Below are 16765 nucleotides of genomic sequence, written 5' to 3' on the forward strand. Positions count from 1 at the left end.
GTGCGATACGAAATGAAAGGAGAACAAAGTAATGGGAATCAAAAGCTTTAACCCATATACATCTTCCAGAAGACACATGACCTCCTCTGATTTCAACGAAATCACGAAGAGCACACCGGAGAAATCTCTGGTAGTGTCCCTGAAGAAAAACGCTGGTCGTAACAACCAGGGTAAAATCACTGTAAGACACCGCGGAGGCGGAAGCAGAAGAAAATACAGAATCATCGACTTCAAGAGAAGAAAAGATGATGTTCCGGCAATCGTTAAATCGATCGAGTACGATCCGAACAGAACAGCAAACATCGCTCTGATCTGCTATGCAGACGGCGAGAAAGCATACATCCTGGCTCCGGAAGGACTGAAAGTTGGCATGAAGGTTATGAGCGGCGCTGCTGCCGAGGTAAGACCTGGAAACTGCCTGCCGCTGTCCGAGATTCCGGTTGGTACCATGGTTCACAACGTAGAGCTTCATGCAGGCAAAGGCGGACAGCTTGTTCGTGCAGCTGGTAATGGCGCTCAGCTGATGGCTAAAGAAGGCAAATACGCAACCCTTCGTCTTCCGTCTGGAGAGATGAGAATGGTTCCGATCAACTGTCGTGCATCCATCGGTGTTGTTGGAAATGGCGAGCACAGCCTGATCAACATTGGTAAAGCAGGACGGAAACGTAACATGGGTATCCGCCCGACTGTACGTGGTTCTGTCATGAACCCGAATGACCATCCACATGGTGGTGGAGAAGGAAAGACCGGTATCGGACGTCCGGGCCCGTCTACTCCTTGGGGAAAACCGGCTCTTGGCCTGAAGACCAGAGCAAAGAACAAGCAGTCTAACAAGTACATCGTAAGAAGACGCGATGGAAAAGCTTTATCGAAATAAGGAGGTAAACGATGTCTCGTTCATTAAAAAAAGGACCATTTGCAGATGAAAGCCTGTTAAAGAAAGTTGACGCTGCAAACGCTTCAGGAGATAAAACAGTCATTAAAACCTGGTCACGTCGTTCTACAATCTTCCCGTCATTCGTTGGACACACAATCGCTGTTCATGACGGAAGAAAACATGTGCCGGTATACGTTACAGAGGACATGGTTGGACACAAACTCGGTGAGTTCGTAGCAACCAGAACCTACAGAGGTCACGGCAAGGACGAGAAGAAATCCGGCGTCCGCTAAGTAGAATGATTTGAGAGAGGAGGTTTTTTAGCAATGGCTAAAGGACATAGAAGTCAGATTAAAAGAGCAAGAAATGCTAACAAAGATACCAGACCGTCTGCAAAGTTATCCTACGCTAGAATGTCTGCGCAGAAAGCTGGATTTGTTTTAGATGCAATCCGCGGTAAAGACGTAACAACCGCACTTGGTATTGTAACTTATAACCCGAGATATGCCTCCAGCGTAGTGAAAAAACTGCTGGAGTCCGCAATCGCAAACGCTGAGAACAACAACGGTCTTTCCAGAGAAAACCTGTATGTAGCTGAGTGCTTCGCTAACAAGGCTCCGACCATGAAGAGAATTCATCCGAGAGCACAGGGCAGAGCTTACAGAATCCTGAAGAGAAACAGCCACATCACGATTGTGTTAGACGAGAAATAAGGAGGACATGTCATGGGACAGAAAGTTAATCCACACGGCCTGAGAGTCGGTGTTATTAAAGACTGGGATTCCAAATGGTATGCCGAGGGTGATTTCGCAGATAACCTCGTAGAGGACTACAACATCCGCACATACCTGAAGAAGAAACTGTACAGCGCAGGTGTTTCCAAGATCGAAATCGAAAGAGCATCTGACAGAGTAAAAGTTATCATCTACACCGCAAAACCGGGCGTTGTTATCGGTAAAGGCGGAGCAGAGATCGAGAAAGTAAAAGCTGAAGTTCAGAAACTGACTGACAAAAAGCTTATCGTAGATATCAAAGAAGTAAAAAGACCGGACCGCGATGCACAGCTCGTTGCTGAGAACATTGCATTACAGCTGGAAAACCGTATTTCCTTCCGTCGTGCTATGAAGTCTACCATGCAGCGTACGATGAGAGCTGGCGCTAAGGGAATCAAAACATCTGTATCCGGACGTCTTGGTGGAGCTGATATGGCTCGTACCGAGTTCTACAGCGAGGGAACTATTCCGCTGCAGACCCTGCGTGCCGATATCGATTATGGATTCGCTGAAGCAGATACCACTTACGGTAAAGTTGGCGTAAAAGCATGGATCTACAATGGCGAAGTACTTCCAACCAGAACTAAAAAGGAAGGGAGCGAGAATTAATTATGTTAATGCCGAAGAGAGTAAAACGTCGTAAACAGTTCCGTGGTTCCATGAAGGGTAAAGCCCTCAGAGGAAACAAAATTAACTACGGTGAATTTGGTCTCGTAGCCCTTGAGCCATGCTGGATCAAATCCAACCAGATCGAGGCAGCCCGTATCGCCATGACACGTTACATCAAACGTGGTGGTAAAGTTTGGATCAAAATTTTCCCGGACAAACCAGTAACCGCACAGCCGGCTGAAACCCGAATGGGTTCCGGAAAAGGTTCTCTGGAGTACTGGGTAGCAGTAGTAAAACCAGGCCGTGTAATGTTCGAAATCGCAGGTGTTCCGGAAGAAACAGCCCGCGAGGCATTACGTCTTGCCATGCATAAGTTACCATGTAAATGCAAAGTTGTTTCTCGTGCAGACTTAGAAGGCGGTGATAACAGTGAAAACTAACGAATTTGTAAAAGATTTAAATACAAAGAGCGCAGCTGAGCTGAATGACGAATTAGTAGCTGCTAAAAAGGAACTCTTCAATTTAAGATTCCAGAATGCAACCAACCAGCTTGACAATACAAGCCGAATCAAAGAGGTTCGCAAAAATATTGCAAGAATCCAGACTGTTATTGCCCAGAAGGCAAACGCAGCTGAGTAATTAGGAGGAAAATATCGTGGAAGAAAGAAATCTTAGAAAAACTCGCGTGGGCAAAGTTGTCAGCGATAAGATGGATAAGACTATCGTGGTTGCCATCGAAGACCATGTAAAACATCCTCTGTACAAGAAAATTGTAAAAAGCACATATAAGCTGAAAGCACACGATGCAAACAACGAGTGCCATGTAGGTGATACCGTACGAGTTATGGAAACAAGACCTTTATCCAAAGATAAGAGATGGAGACTTGTGGAGATCGTTGAGAAAGCGAAATAAATAAGAGATCAGAATGCTAAAGGAGGAATACCAGCATGATTCAGCAGGAAACTAGACTGAAAGTCGCTGACAACACCGGTGCAAAAGAAATCTTATGCATTCGTGTTATGGGCGGTTCTACAAGAAGATATGCCAACATTGGTGATGTAATCGTTGCTTCGGTCAAAGATGCAACACCAGGCGGCGTTGTTAAAAAAGGTGACGTAGTAAAAGCTGTTGTTGTAAGAAGCGTAAAAGGCGCTCGTCGTAAAGACGGTTCTTACATCAAATTTGATGAGAACGCAGCAGTTATTATCAAAGATGACAAAACTCCAAAAGGAACCCGTATTTTTGGACCAGTAGCCAGAGAGCTTCGTGAGAAACAGTTCATGAAGATTGTTTCCTTAGCTCCGGAAGTATTATAGGAGGACAGCTATGTCAATGAAGATTAAAAAAGGCGATACCGTAAAGGTAATCGCCGGCAAAGATAAAGACAAAACCGGCAAAGTAGTCAGCGTTGACGTAAAGAACAACCGTGTTGTTGTTGAAGGCGTAAACATGATTACAAAGCATGAGAAACCGTCTATGAGCAATCAGCAGGGCGGAATCGTTAACAAAGAAGCTCCTATCGATGCATCCAACGTAATGCTGGTTGTAAAAGGAGTTCCGACCCGCGTTGGAATCAAAGTTGAGATGGTTGAGAAAAACGGCAAAACAAAAGCTGTTAGAACCCGCGTTGCAAAAGCAAAAGAGCTGAACGGCGCAGTAATTGATTAAGGAAGAGAGGAGGCAAAACCGTGAGTAGACTGAAAGATCTTTACAACGAGCAGATCGTTGATGCAATGACCAAAAAATTTGGATACAAAAACGTGATGGAAGTGCCGAAGCTCTCCAAAATCGTAATCAACATGGGTGTTGGTGAAGCTAAGGAGAACGCTAAACTTCTGGACGCTGCAATCAGTGATATGGAAGCTATCACCGGACAGAAAGCAGTTACCACCAAAGCGAAAAATTCCGTAGCAAACTTTAAAATCCGTGAGGGTATGCCGATCGGATGCAAAGTTACCCTTCGTGGCGAGAAAATGTACGAGTTCGCAGACCGCCTGATCAACCTGGCACTGCCTCGTGTACGTGACTTCCGCGGCGTAAATCCGAACGCTTTCGATGGCAGAGGAAACTATGCTCTTGGTATCAAAGAGCAGCTGATTTTCCCAGAGATCGAGTATGATAAAGTTGATAAAGTCAGAGGTATGGACATTATCTTCGTTACCACTGCTAACACAGATGAAGAAGCTCGTGAATTACTGACATTATTCAACATGCCATTCGCAAAGTAATAGGAGGAATTGATTCATGGCTAAAACAGCAATGAAAATCAAACAGCAGCGCAAAGCTAAATTCTCTACAAGAGAATACAATCGTTGCAGAATTTGTGGCCGTCCACACGCATATTTAAGAAAATACGGAATCTGCAGAATCTGCTTCCGTGAATTAGCATACAAAGGCCAGATTCCTGGCGTTAAGAAAGCTAGTTGGTAAAATTTTAGAAGGAGGCAAATTCAAATGAGTATGAGTGATCCGATTGCAGATATGCTTACAAGAATCCGTAACGCTAACACTGCAAAACATGATACAGTAGATGTTCCGGCATCCAAAATGAAAATCGCAATCGCTGATATCCTGGTAAACGAGGGATACATTGCAAAATATGAACTCAGCGATGAGGGTGCATTCCAGAATATGCACATCACCCTGAAATACGGCGCTGACAAAAACGAGAAGATCATCACCGGCCTGAAGAGAATCTCCAAACCGGGTCTGAGAATCTATGTTGGCAAAGATGAGCTGCCGAGAGTACTTGGCGGACTTGGAATCGCTATTCTTTCCACAAACCAGGGTGTTATCACCGATAAAGAAGCTCGCAAGCTGCAGGTTGGCGGCGAGGTTCTGGCATTCGTTTGGTAATCTGAAACGAAACAAAGCAACTGAAAACAGAGAGAGCGTAAGGCTCTCTCCGAAAATCTAAGTTAATAGGAGGAAATTGGTATGTCACGTATTGGAAGACTGCCAGTGGCAATTCCTGCAGGTGTAACAGTAGACATCCAGGAAAACAACCACGTTGTAGTAAAAGGACCAAAAGGAACATTAGAGAGAACTCTCCCGTCTGAAATGACCATCAAACTGGAAGACGGACACGTAGTAGTTACAAGACCGAACGATCTGAAGAAAATGAAAGCTCTTCATGGCCTGACCAGAACTCTGATCCACAACATGGTAATTGGTGTTAGCGAAGGCTATACCAAAACACTGGAAGTAAACGGTGTAGGTTACAGAGCTGCAAAACAGGGCAACAAATTAGTTCTGTCTCTTGGATATTCTCATCCGGTAGAGATGATCGATCCGGAAGGACTCTCCTCCGCTGTAGACGGCAACAAGATCATTGTTTCCGGTATCAGCAAAGAGAAAGTTGGCCAGTATGCCGCTGAAATCAGAGACAAGAGAAGACCTGAGCCATACAAGGGCAAGGGAATCAAGTATGCTGATGAAGTGATCAGACGTAAAGTTGGTAAGACTGGTAAGAAATAATTAAGGAGAGTGTGAACATGATTAGTAAAGTATCAAGAGCGCAGATGCGCCAGAAAAAGCATAGAAGATTACGTAATCATATCGTAGGTACTGCACAGCGTCCGCGTCTGTGTGTATTCCGCAGCAATAACCATATGTATGCTCAGATTATCGACGATACGATTGGAAATACTTTAGTTTCTGCTTCTACTCTTCAGAAAGATGTTAAAGCAGAGCTTGAGAAAACCAACAATGTAGATGCAGCAGCATATCTTGGAACCGTTCTTGGAAAGAAAGCTGTAGAAGCAGGTATTACTGAAGTTGTATTTGACCGTGGCGGATTCATCTACCAGGGAAAAATCCAGGCATTCGCAGACGCAGCTAGAGAAGCTGGGCTGGTATTCTAAGAAAGGAAGGAAAAGAACACATGAAGCATACAATTATTGATGCAAGCCAGTTCGAACTGGAAGAAAAAGTCGTATCAATTAAGCGTGTTACAAAAGTTGTTAAAGGTGGTCGTAACTTCCGTTTCACAGCTTTAGTAGTTGTCGGCGACGGCAATGGACACGTAGGCGCAGGCCTTGGAAAAGCAGCCGAGATTCCGGAAGCTATCCGCAAAGGTAAAGAAGACGCTATGAAGAAACTGGTAAGCGTAGCAATCAATGAGAACGGAAGTATCACTCATGACTACGTAGGTAAATTCGGAAGCGCAGAGGTTCTGTTGAAGAAAGCTCCTGAAGGTACTGGTGTCATCGCTGGTGGCCCAGCCCGTGCCGTAATCGAGTTAGCTGGTATTAAGAACATCCGTACAAAATCCCTTGGATCCAGAAATAAGCAGAACGTAGTTCTGGCTACCATCGCTGGTCTGTCTGAGCTGAAGACTCCAGAAGAAGTAGCAAGACTTCGCGGCAAATCTACAAACGAGATCTTTGCTTAAGGAGGATGTGAAAAATGGCAGATAAATTAAAAGTAACACTGGTGAAATCCCCGATCGGATGTGTTCCGAAACACAGAAGAACCGTGGAAGCACTGGGTCTGAAAAAAGTTAACAAGACGGTAGAACTGCCGGATAACGCAGCAGTTCGCGGCATGGTTAATCAGGTTTCTTACCTGGTTAAAGTAGAAGAAGCATAAGGAGGTACCGTAATGGACTTATCTAATTTACAGCCGGCTGAAGGTTCCAGACAGAACGATAACTTCCGCAGAGGCCGTGGACATGGTTCAGGAAATGGTAAAACAGCAGGTAAAGGCCACAAAGGACAGAAAGCACGTTCCGGAGCACCGAGACCGGGATTTGAAGGTGGTCAGATGCCTTTATACAGACGTCTTCCGAAGAGAGGTTTCAAAAACAGAAACTCCAAGGAAATCGTTGGAATCAATGTAGATGCTCTGAATCGTTATGAGGACGGAGCTGTTGTAACCGTAGAAACTATGATTGAGACTGGTCTTGTTTCCAATCCGAGAGATGGCGTAAAAATCCTTGGAAACGGTGAAGTCACCAAAAAACTCACTGTAAAAGCAAATGCTTTCAGTGAGAGCGCAAAGGCAAAAATTGAAGCGGCAGGTGGAACAGTCGAGGTGATCTAATGTTTAAGACCTTTATCAATGCATTTAAGGTCAAAGATGTTCGTCGCAAAATATTTTATGTGCTTATGATGCTTGTTGTCATCCGGTTAGGCTCTCAGATGCCTGTACCGGGTGTCAATACAAGCTTTTTTGCGAATTATTTTGCAAATAATACGAATGAGGCATTCAGCTTCCTGAATGCATTCACGGGCGGCGGTTTCGACCGTTTCTCCATCTTTGCTCTGAGTATTACACCGTACATTACTTCTTCCATCATTATTCAGCTGCTCACCATTGCAATTCCACGACTTGAGGAAATGCAGCGTGACGGCGAAGAGGGAAGAAAGAAAATGACTGCGATTACTCGTTATGTGACAGTAGGTCTTGCATTGTTTGAGTCTGTTGCCATGGCAGTAGGCTTTGGACGCCAGGGACTCCTCACCACTTTTAACGCAGTTAATGTGATTGTTGTAGTGGCAGCTCTGACAGCCGGTTCTGCCTTCCTTATGTGGGTGGGAGAACAGATCAACGACAAGGGCGTTGGAAATGGTATTTCTATGGTCCTGTTAATCAACATCCTTTCCAGAATCCCGCAGGATATGGTAACCCTTTACGAAACCTTCGTAAAAGGCAAAACCATCGCGCGTGGTCTGCTGATGTGGATTATCATCGCTGTTGTGATCATCGCTGTTGTTGTGCTGGTACTGATCCTGAATGGCGCTGAGAGAAGAATTCCGGTACAGTATTCCAAGAAAATGGCCGGAAGAAAAATGGTTGGCGGACAGTCATCCAATATTCCGCTGAAGGTAAATACAGCGGGCGTTATCCCGATCATCTTTGCATCATCCATCATGTCTTTCCCATCGATTATCCTGTCGTTTGTCGGAAAGTCGGATATCAAAGGTATCGGCGGAGCGCTTATCAAGATGCTGAATTCCAACAACTGGTTTGACAAAACCAATCCAGTTGCTTCGCTGGGCCTGATTCTCTACATTGTCCTTGTTATTTTCTTCGCTTATTTCTATACCTCCATCACCTTCAACCCGATGGAAGTTGCAGATAACATGAAAAAACAGGGCGGCTTTATCCCAGGCATCCGCCCGGGTAAATCCACGGTAGATTATCTGAACAATCTGCTCAGCTATATTATTTTTATCGGTGCAGCAGGTCTTACCATTGTTGCAGTGATTCCATTTTTCTTTAATGGATTTTTCAAAGCGAATGTATCCTTTGGAGGTACTTCTCTGATCATTATTGCCAGCGTAATTCTGGAAACCTTAAAACAGATTGAATCCATGATGCTGGTACGCAATTACAAAGGATTCTTAAACGATTAAGGCATAAGAGGGACTGTCTGGATAAGACAGGCCCTTTCTTTTGTTTAAAGCGCTTTTAAAGAGGCTTTAACAGAGAAAATTTTTGCTATTGTGGTTTACTTTATGGTATAATAGGGTAAATTACACGCAGCGGATTGCTGCAAATTCAAACATGGGAGGAAAAGCGCATGAAAATTATTATGTTGGGGGCACCTGGTGCCGGAAAAGGTACGCAGGCAAAACAGATCGCTGCAAAATATGAGATTCCTCATATTTCAACCGGCGATATCTTCCGCGCAAATATCAAAGAGGGAACCGAGCTTGGAAAGAAAGCGAAAGCATTCATGGACAAGGGAGAACTCGTTCCGGACGAGCTGACCTGCGATCTTGTTGTAGACCGTATTTCCAAACCGGACGCAGCAAAGGGCTACGTGCTGGATGGCTTCCCAAGAACGATTCCGCAGGCAGAGGCACTGACCAAAGCCCTGGAAGCACGCGGAGAGAAAATTGACTACGCAATCAATGTAGAAGTACCGGATGAAAATATCGTTCACCGTATGGGCGGACGCCGTGCCTGCATCGGATGCGGAGCAACGTATCATGTAGAATTTAACGCACCAAAGGTAGAAGATGTATGCGATACCTGCGGCGGCGAGCTGGTTCTTCGTGATGACGATAAACCTGAGACCGTACAGAAGAGACTGTCTGTATACCATGCTCAGACACAGCCTCTGATTGACTACTATAAGAAAGCCAATGTTCTGGTGGAAGTTGACGGAACCCAGGATATCAACGTGGTATTTCAGGATATAGTAAAGATTTTAGGAGCGTAAAGGATGTCCATATCAATTAAAACTGCCCGGGAAATTGAAAAAATGCGCCGTGCCGGTGAACTGCTGGAGAAGGTACACGATGAATTAGGCCGCGCCATCCATCCGGGAATGTCAACCTGGGAAATCAACAAGCTCGGAGAAGAGATGATCCGCAGCTTCGGATGCACTCCCAACTTTTTAAACTATAATGGGTATCCGGCTTCGATCTGCGTTTCTGTGAACGAAGAAGTGGTTCACGGAATCCCAAGTAAAAAACGGATTCTGAAAGAGGGCGACATTGTCAGCCTGGATGCGGGACTTATCTATGAAGGATACCATTCCGACGCAGCCCGCACACACGCGGTCGGTGAGATCTCGCCGGAGGCAAGAAAACTGGTGGAAGTAACACGCCAGGCCTTTTTTGAAGGAATCAAATACGCAAAAGCAGGCCATCATCTTCATGAGATTTCGGCGGCGATCGGTGCATACGCAGAGAGCTTCGGCTACGGCGTTGTCCGCGACCTGGTAGGCCACGGCATCGGAACGCACCTGCACGAAGATCCGGCAGTGCCGAACTTCGCACAGCCAAGCCGCGGCGTCCGTCTGCAGCCTGGCATGACGCTCGCCATCGAGCCGATGATCACAGCCGGAGGCTATGCAGTCAGATGGCTGGATGATGACTGGACCGTTGTGACAGAAGACGGCTCTCTTGCCGCACATTATGAGAACACGATTCTGATTACGGAGGGAGAACCGGAAATTCTGACACTTTCGCATACGGAGGAGGATTTATGAAACCGATTGTGAAAGGAATGTTTGCCAGAAGCCTGGCCGGCCACGATAAAGGAAAGCTGTATGTGATTTCGGATGTACAGGAGCCATACGTATTCCTGGTGGACGGAAAAATCCGTACCGCCAACCGGCCGAAAAAGAAGAAGCTGATTCACGTACAGCCGGATTACGAAATGACGGATGCGGTTCGTGATGAAGATATCCGTAAGGCATTAAAAGAAAAAAGTTGCAAAGAGTTGAAGGAGGATTAATCAATGTCTAAGGCAGATGTAATTGAGGTAGAGGGAACTGTCCTCGAGAAATTACCAAACGCAATGTTTAAAGTAGAACTGGAAAATAAACACGTTGTACTGGCTCATATCAGCGGAAAGCTGCGTATGAACTTTATCCGTATTCTTCCGGGAGACAAAGTAACCATCGAGCTGTCCCCATACGATCTGGACAAGGGACGTATTATCTGGAGAGATAAATAAGAAATACGATAAAAAAAGCCATCCGGCATGCCGGATGGCTTTTTCTCTGTATGTGTTTCTCTGTATTCATCCCCAATAACAGTAACCGTTCTACAGAACAAAGATTTCGATCACCGGCCTTCAGATTTCTGACAGCCACAAAGCAAGCACCAGTCTGCAAACCCTGCAGCATCCGCGGCGGCGGGCATCTGAATTTCTTTTCAGTCCCTTTTGAAACCTTCCAGATGTATTATGCAATATTTTAATAGAAAAAGCAATGAAAAAAGTATAAAATTTTATGAAAACTTTTTGTAAAAACCCGGAGAATTTGTGCACTTTTGAAACAAAATTTTTAAACCGTCAGAAAAAAAAGAAAAAGTGAAAAGACAGGAGAAAAGAGCGGCCGGAAAACCGTGAAAATGACAGATGAGGGCTCGAAAGCGACAGAAGAATATATGTTCGTGAATTCTGTGTGAAGTTGAAATATTTGGTTGAATTCTCAAAATAATGTGATACAATGCAATAGAGAAACTTTACGGGGAAATTTTACCGGGAAGGGTCTCCTGGGCGGTGTGGTAAAATCCATGCACCGGCAGAAATCAAGGAAACATTTTATGAAACAGCAGGCTGCAGTCTGAAAAATAATTCGGATCTGCAGCAATGGCATCGCTGCTCCTTACAGATAACAGGAAAGGAAAATGTGCAATGACAAAAATGGGAAAGAAAAAGAAAAAAGGCCTTGTTGCAGCACTCTGCGTAATTGCAGTGATTGTTTTACTTGCCGCTGCATATGGAATCTTCTGTCTGATCATCGAGGATGACAAAATCTGGGCAGATGCTTCTATTAACGGAGTAAACATTCAGGGAATGAGCAAAAAAGAAGCTGCACAGACAGTGGAACAGAAGTTTGAAGAAGATTATAAAGATACAGCTGTTACCGTTGAGCTGGATGGTCAGCAGTATACGATGAACGTATTTCCAATGCTGGGGATGGATGCTTCCGCAGAAATTGAAAAAGCATATGAAAAAGGCCATGGAAATCTTCTGGTTCGCGGTCTGGAGTGGGTCGAGATGAAACGGGGAAAGGCAGAGAAACTTTCCTATGATGTGCAGCCGACTGTGGCCCATCCAGATGAGGTGGAAGGAATTGTACAGGCATCCGGCATTCAGGATTACAACTCCATGCAGGATACTACATATGAAGTAACAGATACCGGCCTGATCGTGCATAAAGGCATTTCCGGAACCAGACCGGATGTGGATGCTTTAAAACAGCAGATCCAGACGAATGTGACAGCAATGAATTTCCAGGATGTAATTTCCTGCCCGACGGCAGAAAATCAGCTGACGGAGCCGGATTTTGCCGGAATTGCAAGCCAGATTTATACCGATCCCGTCAATGCGACGCTGGATCCGGACAACGGATATTCCGTTGTGGCATCGAAAAACGGAACCTCAATGGATGCGGACAGTGCGAAAGCCGAGTATGAGAGTGCAGAAGAAAATACGGATATCACGATTCCGTTTACCTTTACCGAGCCGGAGATTACAACCGAGAAGATGAACGCAAATCTGTTTAAAGACACGCTTGGAAGTTACAGCTCCAGCGCAGCAGGTGGAACGAGCGGAAGAATTCACAACGTCGGACTTACGGCATCTATCTGCAACGGACAGATCGTTCTGCCGGGAGAAACCTTCTCTTTTAATGGTGTCGTAGGTGATACAACGGCGGAAAAAGGATACCAGGAGGCAGCAGGCTATCAGGATGGCAAAGTCGTCCAGGTACTTGGAGGAGGCGAATGCCAGGTGTCTTCCACACTGTTTTCCGCTATTTTGTATACAGACCTTGATGTGTTGGAAAGAGCCAACCATTCGATGCCGGTACATTATGTGCCGTCAGGAATGGATGCAACCGTATTCTGGGATTCACCGGATTTCAAATTTGAAAATAATCATAAGTATCCGGTGAAAATTGTGATGAATATGGACAGCAGTGATACACTGACCGTAAAAATTCTCGGAACAAAAGAAAACGACTATACCATTGAGCCAAGGGTAGAGCAGATCGATGAGATGAGTAATGTAACGTATCGTGATTATAAAGATGCAAGCGGAAATGTAGTAAAATCAGAATCCGTATGCGCAAGCAAATACAAACCGCTGAACTCAGGATCATGATGCAAAAAAAGATGTTACCTGTAAAAAACAGGCGGGACAGAGAAGAGAAATCTGTCCCACCTGTTTTTTTCTTACCGGTGGGAGAGATGAAAAAATGCACAGAAAAAGAGCAAAAAAAAATGAAAAAATATGTAAAAAATTTCTTGCATTTCCGGGAACAAAATGCTATACTATAAAACGAACTTTTGCGCGTGGACTTTTTTCTAACCCACAAAAAGAAAACGCATTCCAAAAGTTTACAACAGAAAATTCCCCTACACGGGGCGCTAGGAGCAAAGAAAGGAGGATTCATCATGAAGGTTAGATCTTCTGTAAAACCGATCTGCGAGAAATGCAAAGTTATCAAAAGAAAAGGTAGCATCAGAATCATTTGTGAGAATCCAAAGCACAAACAGCGCCAGGGCTAATCCGTCATTAGGCTTGATCGTAATTGTGCAGATTTTAAGTGCGGCTGCAGCGAGGACGCGCGTGAATGCGTTGTTCTGCTGTTAATATTATAAAGTGAGACACCTGGCAAGTTGCAGCCAGGACACCTCCGGCGGGTGGACGCGCGGAGCGCAGACATCCCTTATAATATTGCTTAATACTCCGATCTGTCAGGTGGCAGAAGGAGAAAGGTCGTGCGAACACGGCTGGATACACGCATACCTGTATCCCAATTAGGAAAATATTAATGTTTTAGAAAAATGGAGGACAAAGTACATGGCTCGTATAGCTGGTGTAGACTTACCAAGAGACAAACGTGTTGAGATTGGTCTGACCTATATCTACGGAATCGGTAGAACAAGTGCAGATCGTATCTTAAAAGAAGCTGGAGTAAATCCGGACACACGCTGCAGAGATTTGACAGACGATGAAGTAAAGAGACTCAGCGCAGTTATCGATGAGAGTCAGGTTGTAGAAGGAGATCTTCGTAGAGAAATCGCTATGAACATCAAACGTCTGCAGGAGATCGGATGCTACAGAGGTATCCGTCATCGTAAAGGCCTTCCGGTTCGTGGTCAGAAAACAAAGACCAACGCAAGAACCCGCAAAGGTCCTAAGAGAACTGTTGCAAATAAGAAGAAATAATTTAACCAGTAGTCCAATATAAGATTAAGAAAGTGTAGGTTAGTTTTAAAATGGCAAAAGTGACAAAGAAAACGACAAAACGTCGTGTCAGAAAAAACGTTGAACACGGACAGGCACATATCCAGTCTTCCTTCAATAATACAATCGTAACACTGACTGATGCAGAAGGAAATGCTCTTTCTTGGGCAAGTGCCGGCGGTCTGGGATTTAGAGGTTCAAGAAAATCTACTCCATACGCAGCTCAGATGGCTGCAGAAACTGCTACCAAAGCAGCGCTGGTTCATGGCTTAAAGACTGTTGACGTTATGGTAAAAGGACCAGGATCAGGTCGTGAAGCTGCAATCCGTGCCCTTCAGGCATGCGGTCTTGAAGTTACAAGCATCCGCGACGTAACACCGGTTCCGCACAACGGATGCCGCCCACCAAAACGTAGAAGAGTCTGATTAGGAGGTTAAGAACATGGCAGTAAATAGAGTACCAGTCCTGAAAAGATGCAGATCCCTCGGAATGGATCCTGTATATCTTGGAATTGATAAGAAGTCCACAAGACAGCTGAAAAGAGCAAACAGAAAAATGTCTGAGTATGGTCTTCAGTTAAGAGAAAAACAGAAAGCAAAATTCATCTACGGCGTTCTGGAGAAACCTTTTGTTAACTATTACAAAAAGGCTGACAGAATGGAAGGACAGACTGGTGAGAACCTGATGATCCTTCTTGAGCTCCGTCTGGACAACGTTCTGTTCCGTATGGGAATGGCTAGAACCAGAAAAGAAGCACGTCAGATCGTTGACCACAAACACGTTCTGGTTAACGGCAAACAGGTAAATATCCCGTCTTACCTTGTAAGCGCTGGTGATACCATCGAAATCAAAGAGGGTAAAAAATCCTCTCAGAGATATAAAGACATCGTAGAGGTTACAGGCGGCCGTCTGACTCCGGAATGGATCGAGGCTGATCTTGAGGCACTCAAAGGTGTTGTAAAAGAGCGTCCTACCCGCGAAATGATCGATGTTCCGGTTGACGAAGTGCAGATCGTCGAGCTGTATTCTAAATAAAGAATCGCCATACGCGGAAGGCTTTATTCCCATGAGTAATGGGCCAACCAATTTAAAAGGAGGGGCTTTCGAGTGTTTGATTTTAACAAACCGAAAATTGAAATTACTGAGATTTCTGATGACAAGAAGTACGGCAGATTTGTGGTTGAACCTCTGGAAAGAGGCTACGGTATCACATTAGGTAATTCTCTTCGCAGAATTATGCTTTCTTCCCTCCCTGGAGCAGCAGTAAGCCAGGTTAAAATCGAGGGCGTTCTTCATGAATTCAGCTCCATCCCTGGAGTAAAAGAAGACGTTACAGAAATCATCATGAACCTGAAGAGCCTTGCAATCCGCAATAACAGCGAAACCAACGAAGCAAAAGTTGCTTATATTGAGTTCGAGGGCGAGGGAGTTGTAAGAGCATCCGATATTCAGGTAGATCAGGATATTGAGATCATGAATCCGGATCAGGTAATCGCAACCCTGAACGGCGGCCCGGACAGCAAGCTGTACATGGAGCTGACGATCACAAAAGGCCGCGGTTATATCAGTGCTGACAAAGGCAAGAGCGATGACATGCCGATCGGCGTTCTCGCTGTGGATGCTATCTATACACCGGTTGAGCGTGTAAACCTCAAAGTGGAGAACACCCGTGTAGGTCAGATTACCGATTACGATAAACTGACACTGGATGTTTACACCAGAGGAACACTGGATCCGGACGAGGCAGTCAGCCTGGCAGCTAAGGTTTTAAGCGAGCATCTGAAACTCTTCATCGATCTGTCTGAGAATGCGAAGACAGCAGAAGTTATGATCGAGAAAGAGGACAATGAGAAAGAGAAAGTTCTGGAGATGAACATCGACGAGCTTGAGCTTTCCGTGCGTTCCTATAACTGCTTGAAACGTGCCGGTATCAATACCGTAGAAGAGCTGTGCAACAAAACTTCCGAAGACATGATGAAGGTTCGTAACCTGGGCCGCAAGTCTCTGGAAGAGGTACTTGCAAAGCTGAAAGAACTGGGACTGTCACTGAGTCCTGGGGACGGAGAATAAATCACAGCGATTTATCTTTCCGTTTGATTTGTAGACGAAAACCCCCTGTCAGTAAGTCCGAGGCAGCATGACTTGTGGGTTCCACAAATGGAGGAAAATTTAAAATGGCAAAATATAGAAAACTTGGCAGAACATCTGACCAGAGAAAAGCATTATTAAGAAACCAGGTAACCAACCTTCTGTATCACGGAAAAATCGTTACCACTGAGACCAAAGCAAAAGAGATCCGTAAGATCGCTGAAAGCATGATCGCACTGGCTGTAAAAGAGAAAGATAACTTTGAGACCGTTACCGTTACTGCTAAAGTAGCTCGCAAAGATGCTGATGGCAAACGTGTGAAAGAAGTAAAAGACGGCAAAAAAGTTACCGTATACGATGAAGTTCAGAAAGAGATCAAAAAAGATCTTCCGTCCAGACTTCACGCTAGACGTCAGATGGCAAGCTTCTTCTATCCTGTAACAGAGGTTCCGACCGAAGCAGCAGGACGCAAGAAAAACACCAAGTCCATCGATATGCCACAGAAAATGTTCGATGAGATCGCTCCGAAATATGCAGACCGTAACGGCGGATATACCCGTATCATCAAGATCGGACCGCGTAAAGGTGATGCAGCTATGGAAGTTGTAATCGAGCTGGTTTAATCTGTAAATAGTTTTGAAATCCGCAGGGGCTGCCTCTTAGTAGGTGGCTCCTGTTTTGTTGTATATCATATTTTATATGACACAATTGCGAAATTGTGGCAATGTACGGGGTTGCATCTGCTTTGCGAATAAG

The 16765-nt window shown here is 45.0% G+C and carries 30 protein-coding genes; all 30 read left to right on the forward strand.

The window, feature by feature from the left end; translation table 11 throughout:
- Positions 1–31: 31 nt before the first annotated feature.
- The 30 genes from rplB (at position 32) to DW769_RS12695 (ending at position 16632) form a co-directional block, all read left to right on the forward strand.
- Positions 32–877: a 50S ribosomal protein L2 gene (rplB, locus tag DW769_RS12550; RefSeq protein WP_118750448.1), complete on the forward strand. Its 846-nt coding sequence runs from the start codon at positions 32–34 to the stop codon at positions 875–877.
- An 11-nt stretch (positions 878–888) separates the two neighbouring features.
- A complete protein-coding gene (gene rpsS, locus DW769_RS12555) occupies positions 889–1170 on the forward strand; it encodes a 30S ribosomal protein S19 (RefSeq protein ID WP_022461662.1) in 282 nt (93 codons plus the stop codon).
- A gap of 33 nt (positions 1171–1203) precedes the next feature.
- Positions 1204–1590: a 50S ribosomal protein L22 gene (gene rplV / locus DW769_RS12560; RefSeq protein ID WP_022461661.1), complete on the forward strand. Its 387-nt coding sequence runs from the start codon at positions 1204–1206 to the stop codon at positions 1588–1590.
- Positions 1591–1602: 12 nt separating this feature from the next.
- On the forward strand, positions 1603–2259 hold the full coding sequence (gene rpsC, locus DW769_RS12565) for a 30S ribosomal protein S3 (protein WP_022461660.1): 657 nt from the start codon (positions 1603–1605) through the stop codon (positions 2257–2259).
- Positions 2260–2261: 2 nt separating this feature from the next.
- Positions 2262–2699, forward strand: coding sequence for a 50S ribosomal protein L16 (gene rplP, locus DW769_RS12570; protein WP_022461659.1), 438 nt, complete (start codon positions 2262–2264; stop codon positions 2697–2699).
- Complete coding sequence (rpmC, locus tag DW769_RS12575) at positions 2689–2898, forward strand: 50S ribosomal protein L29 (RefSeq protein WP_022461658.1); 210 nt, start codon at positions 2689–2691, stop codon at positions 2896–2898. The genes rplP and rpmC overlap by 11 nt, the downstream gene beginning before the upstream one ends.
- 16 nt (positions 2899–2914) lie before the next feature.
- Positions 2915–3172 carry a 30S ribosomal protein S17 gene (gene rpsQ / locus DW769_RS12580; protein WP_022461657.1) on the forward strand — a complete coding sequence of 86 codons (258 nt, stop codon included), beginning with the start codon at positions 2915–2917 and terminating at the stop codon, positions 3170–3172.
- A 35-nt stretch (positions 3173–3207) separates the two neighbouring features.
- Entirely contained in the window at positions 3208–3576 is a 369-nt protein-coding gene (rplN, locus tag DW769_RS12585; protein WP_022461656.1) for a 50S ribosomal protein L14, read from the forward strand.
- 10 nt (positions 3577–3586) lie between these two features.
- Positions 3587–3928 carry a 50S ribosomal protein L24 gene (rplX, locus tag DW769_RS12590; protein WP_022461655.1) on the forward strand — a complete coding sequence of 114 codons (342 nt, stop codon included), beginning with the start codon at positions 3587–3589 and terminating at the stop codon, positions 3926–3928.
- A gap of 20 nt (positions 3929–3948) precedes the next feature.
- Positions 3949–4488, forward strand: coding sequence for a 50S ribosomal protein L5 (gene rplE, locus DW769_RS12595; protein ID WP_022461654.1), 540 nt, complete (start codon positions 3949–3951; stop codon positions 4486–4488).
- 16 nt (positions 4489–4504) lie between these two features.
- Complete coding sequence (locus DW769_RS12600; protein ID WP_022461653.1) at positions 4505–4690, forward strand: type Z 30S ribosomal protein S14; 186 nt, start codon at positions 4505–4507, stop codon at positions 4688–4690.
- Between the two features lie 24 nt (positions 4691–4714).
- Positions 4715–5116 carry a 30S ribosomal protein S8 gene (gene rpsH, locus DW769_RS12605; protein WP_022461652.1) on the forward strand — a complete coding sequence of 134 codons (402 nt, stop codon included), beginning with the start codon at positions 4715–4717 and terminating at the stop codon, positions 5114–5116.
- Positions 5117–5197: 81 nt separating this feature from the next.
- Positions 5198–5737: a 50S ribosomal protein L6 gene (rplF, locus tag DW769_RS12610; protein WP_022461651.1), complete on the forward strand. Its 540-nt coding sequence runs from the start codon at positions 5198–5200 to the stop codon at positions 5735–5737.
- A 17-nt stretch (positions 5738–5754) separates the two neighbouring features.
- Entirely contained in the window at positions 5755–6123 is a 369-nt protein-coding gene (rplR, locus tag DW769_RS12615) for a 50S ribosomal protein L18 (protein WP_022461650.1), read from the forward strand.
- Between the two features lie 20 nt (positions 6124–6143).
- Positions 6144–6653 (forward strand): 30S ribosomal protein S5, encoded by a 510-nt coding sequence (rpsE, locus tag DW769_RS12620; RefSeq protein ID WP_022461649.1) that lies wholly within the window; start codon positions 6144–6146, stop codon positions 6651–6653.
- 14 nt (positions 6654–6667) lie between these two features.
- Entirely contained in the window at positions 6668–6850 is a 183-nt protein-coding gene (gene rpmD / locus DW769_RS12625) for a 50S ribosomal protein L30 (RefSeq protein WP_022461648.1), read from the forward strand.
- A 12-nt stretch (positions 6851–6862) separates the two neighbouring features.
- A complete protein-coding gene (gene rplO, locus DW769_RS12630; RefSeq protein WP_022461647.1) occupies positions 6863–7303 on the forward strand; it encodes a 50S ribosomal protein L15 in 441 nt (146 codons plus the stop codon).
- The gene (gene secY / locus DW769_RS12635; protein WP_118750449.1) at positions 7303–8619 is read left to right on the forward strand and encodes a preprotein translocase subunit SecY; all 1317 of its coding nucleotides are present in this window, start codon (positions 7303–7305) and stop codon (positions 8617–8619) included. Before rplO ends, secY begins: the two co-directional genes overlap by 1 nt.
- A 167-nt stretch (positions 8620–8786) precedes the next feature.
- Entirely contained in the window at positions 8787–9431 is a 645-nt protein-coding gene (locus DW769_RS12640) for an adenylate kinase (RefSeq protein WP_022461645.1), read from the forward strand.
- 3 nt (positions 9432–9434) lie between these two features.
- Positions 9435–10205 carry a type I methionyl aminopeptidase gene (map, locus tag DW769_RS12645; protein ID WP_022461644.1) on the forward strand — a complete coding sequence of 257 codons (771 nt, stop codon included), beginning with the start codon at positions 9435–9437 and terminating at the stop codon, positions 10203–10205.
- Positions 10202–10453: a KOW domain-containing RNA-binding protein gene (locus DW769_RS12650; RefSeq protein WP_022461643.1), complete on the forward strand. Its 252-nt coding sequence runs from the start codon at positions 10202–10204 to the stop codon at positions 10451–10453. Before map ends, DW769_RS12650 begins: the two co-directional genes overlap by 4 nt.
- A 3-nt stretch (positions 10454–10456) precedes the next feature.
- Positions 10457–10675, forward strand: coding sequence for a translation initiation factor IF-1 (infA, locus tag DW769_RS12655; RefSeq protein ID WP_022461642.1), 219 nt, complete (start codon positions 10457–10459; stop codon positions 10673–10675).
- A gap of 684 nt (positions 10676–11359) precedes the next feature.
- Entirely contained in the window at positions 11360–12832 is a 1473-nt protein-coding gene (locus DW769_RS12660; RefSeq protein WP_158579824.1) for a VanW family protein, read from the forward strand.
- A gap of 94 nt (positions 12833–12926) precedes the next feature.
- A complete protein-coding gene (locus tag DW769_RS16320) occupies positions 12927–13136 on the forward strand; it encodes a hypothetical protein (RefSeq protein WP_055266982.1) in 210 nt (69 codons plus the stop codon).
- The gene (rpmJ, locus tag DW769_RS12670; RefSeq protein ID WP_003022746.1) at positions 13126–13239 is read left to right on the forward strand and encodes a 50S ribosomal protein L36; all 114 of its coding nucleotides are present in this window, start codon (positions 13126–13128) and stop codon (positions 13237–13239) included. The genes DW769_RS16320 and rpmJ overlap by 11 nt, the downstream gene beginning before the upstream one ends.
- Before the next feature lie 295 nt (positions 13240–13534).
- Positions 13535–13903, forward strand: coding sequence for a 30S ribosomal protein S13 (gene rpsM / locus DW769_RS12675; protein ID WP_022461573.1), 369 nt, complete (start codon positions 13535–13537; stop codon positions 13901–13903).
- A 50-nt stretch (positions 13904–13953) separates the two neighbouring features.
- Positions 13954–14346: a 30S ribosomal protein S11 gene (gene rpsK / locus DW769_RS12680; protein WP_022461574.1), complete on the forward strand. Its 393-nt coding sequence runs from the start codon at positions 13954–13956 to the stop codon at positions 14344–14346.
- 16 nt (positions 14347–14362) lie between these two features.
- Positions 14363–14956 carry a 30S ribosomal protein S4 gene (gene rpsD, locus DW769_RS12685; protein WP_022461575.1) on the forward strand — a complete coding sequence of 198 codons (594 nt, stop codon included), beginning with the start codon at positions 14363–14365 and terminating at the stop codon, positions 14954–14956.
- 72 nt (positions 14957–15028) lie between these two features.
- Complete coding sequence (locus tag DW769_RS12690; RefSeq protein ID WP_022461576.1) at positions 15029–15991, forward strand: DNA-directed RNA polymerase subunit alpha; 963 nt, start codon at positions 15029–15031, stop codon at positions 15989–15991.
- 104 nt (positions 15992–16095) lie between these two features.
- Positions 16096–16632: a bL17 family ribosomal protein gene (locus DW769_RS12695; protein ID WP_022461577.1), complete on the forward strand. Its 537-nt coding sequence runs from the start codon at positions 16096–16098 to the stop codon at positions 16630–16632.
- Positions 16633–16765: the final 133 nt, after the last annotated feature.

Source organism: Blautia sp. AM29-29, assembly GCF_003480555.1.
GTDB classification, from domain to species: Bacteria; Bacillota; Clostridia; order Lachnospirales; family Lachnospiraceae; genus Fusicatenibacter; species Fusicatenibacter saccharivorans.

Excerpts from the sequence above, each read along its gene's own strand:
- DW769_RS16320 (WP_055266982.1), top strand. The coding sequence starts at position 12,927 with ATGCACAGAAAAAGAGCAAAAAAAAATGAAAAAATATGTAAAAAATTT.
- DW769_RS12650 (WP_022461643.1), top strand. The coding sequence starts at position 10,202 with ATGAAACCGATTGTGAAAGGAATGTTTGCCAGAAGCCTGGCCGGCCAC.
- rpsE (WP_022461649.1), top strand. The coding sequence starts at position 6,144 with ATGAAGCATACAATTATTGATGCAAGCCAGTTCGAACTGGAAGAAAAA.
- rplV (WP_022461661.1), top strand. The coding sequence starts at position 1,204 with ATGGCTAAAGGACATAGAAGTCAGATTAAAAGAGCAAGAAATGCTAAC.
- rpsH (WP_022461652.1), top strand. The coding sequence starts at position 4,715 with ATGAGTATGAGTGATCCGATTGCAGATATGCTTACAAGAATCCGTAAC.
- infA (WP_022461642.1), top strand. The coding sequence starts at position 10,457 with ATGTCTAAGGCAGATGTAATTGAGGTAGAGGGAACTGTCCTCGAGAAA.
- rplF (WP_022461651.1), top strand. The coding sequence starts at position 5,198 with ATGTCACGTATTGGAAGACTGCCAGTGGCAATTCCTGCAGGTGTAACA.
- rpsM (WP_022461573.1), top strand. The coding sequence starts at position 13,535 with ATGGCTCGTATAGCTGGTGTAGACTTACCAAGAGACAAACGTGTTGAG.
- rplR (WP_022461650.1), top strand. The coding sequence starts at position 5,755 with ATGATTAGTAAAGTATCAAGAGCGCAGATGCGCCAGAAAAAGCATAGA.
- rplX (WP_022461655.1), top strand. The coding sequence starts at position 3,587 with ATGTCAATGAAGATTAAAAAAGGCGATACCGTAAAGGTAATCGCCGGC.
- DW769_RS12695 (WP_022461577.1), top strand. The coding sequence starts at position 16,096 with ATGGCAAAATATAGAAAACTTGGCAGAACATCTGACCAGAGAAAAGCA.
- secY (WP_118750449.1), top strand. The coding sequence starts at position 7,303 with ATGTTTAAGACCTTTATCAATGCATTTAAGGTCAAAGATGTTCGTCGC.
- DW769_RS12660 (WP_158579824.1), top strand. The coding sequence starts at position 11,360 with ATGACAAAAATGGGAAAGAAAAAGAAAAAAGGCCTTGTTGCAGCACTC.
- rpmD (WP_022461648.1), top strand. The coding sequence starts at position 6,668 with ATGGCAGATAAATTAAAAGTAACACTGGTGAAATCCCCGATCGGATGT.
- rplB (WP_118750448.1), top strand. The coding sequence starts at position 32 with ATGGGAATCAAAAGCTTTAACCCATATACATCTTCCAGAAGACACATG.
- DW769_RS12640 (WP_022461645.1), top strand. The coding sequence starts at position 8,787 with ATGAAAATTATTATGTTGGGGGCACCTGGTGCCGGAAAAGGTACGCAG.
- rpsK (WP_022461574.1), top strand. The coding sequence starts at position 13,954 with ATGGCAAAAGTGACAAAGAAAACGACAAAACGTCGTGTCAGAAAAAAC.
- rpsD (WP_022461575.1), top strand. The coding sequence starts at position 14,363 with ATGGCAGTAAATAGAGTACCAGTCCTGAAAAGATGCAGATCCCTCGGA.
- rplP (WP_022461659.1), top strand. The coding sequence starts at position 2,262 with ATGTTAATGCCGAAGAGAGTAAAACGTCGTAAACAGTTCCGTGGTTCC.
- DW769_RS12600 (WP_022461653.1), top strand. The coding sequence starts at position 4,505 with ATGGCTAAAACAGCAATGAAAATCAAACAGCAGCGCAAAGCTAAATTC.
- rplN (WP_022461656.1), top strand. The coding sequence starts at position 3,208 with ATGATTCAGCAGGAAACTAGACTGAAAGTCGCTGACAACACCGGTGCA.
- map (WP_022461644.1), top strand. The coding sequence starts at position 9,435 with ATGTCCATATCAATTAAAACTGCCCGGGAAATTGAAAAAATGCGCCGT.
- rplO (WP_022461647.1), top strand. The coding sequence starts at position 6,863 with ATGGACTTATCTAATTTACAGCCGGCTGAAGGTTCCAGACAGAACGAT.
- rpmJ (WP_003022746.1), top strand. The coding sequence starts at position 13,126 with ATGAAGGTTAGATCTTCTGTAAAACCGATCTGCGAGAAATGCAAAGTT.
- rpsC (WP_022461660.1), top strand. The coding sequence starts at position 1,603 with ATGGGACAGAAAGTTAATCCACACGGCCTGAGAGTCGGTGTTATTAAA.
- rpsS (WP_022461662.1), top strand. The coding sequence starts at position 889 with ATGTCTCGTTCATTAAAAAAAGGACCATTTGCAGATGAAAGCCTGTTA.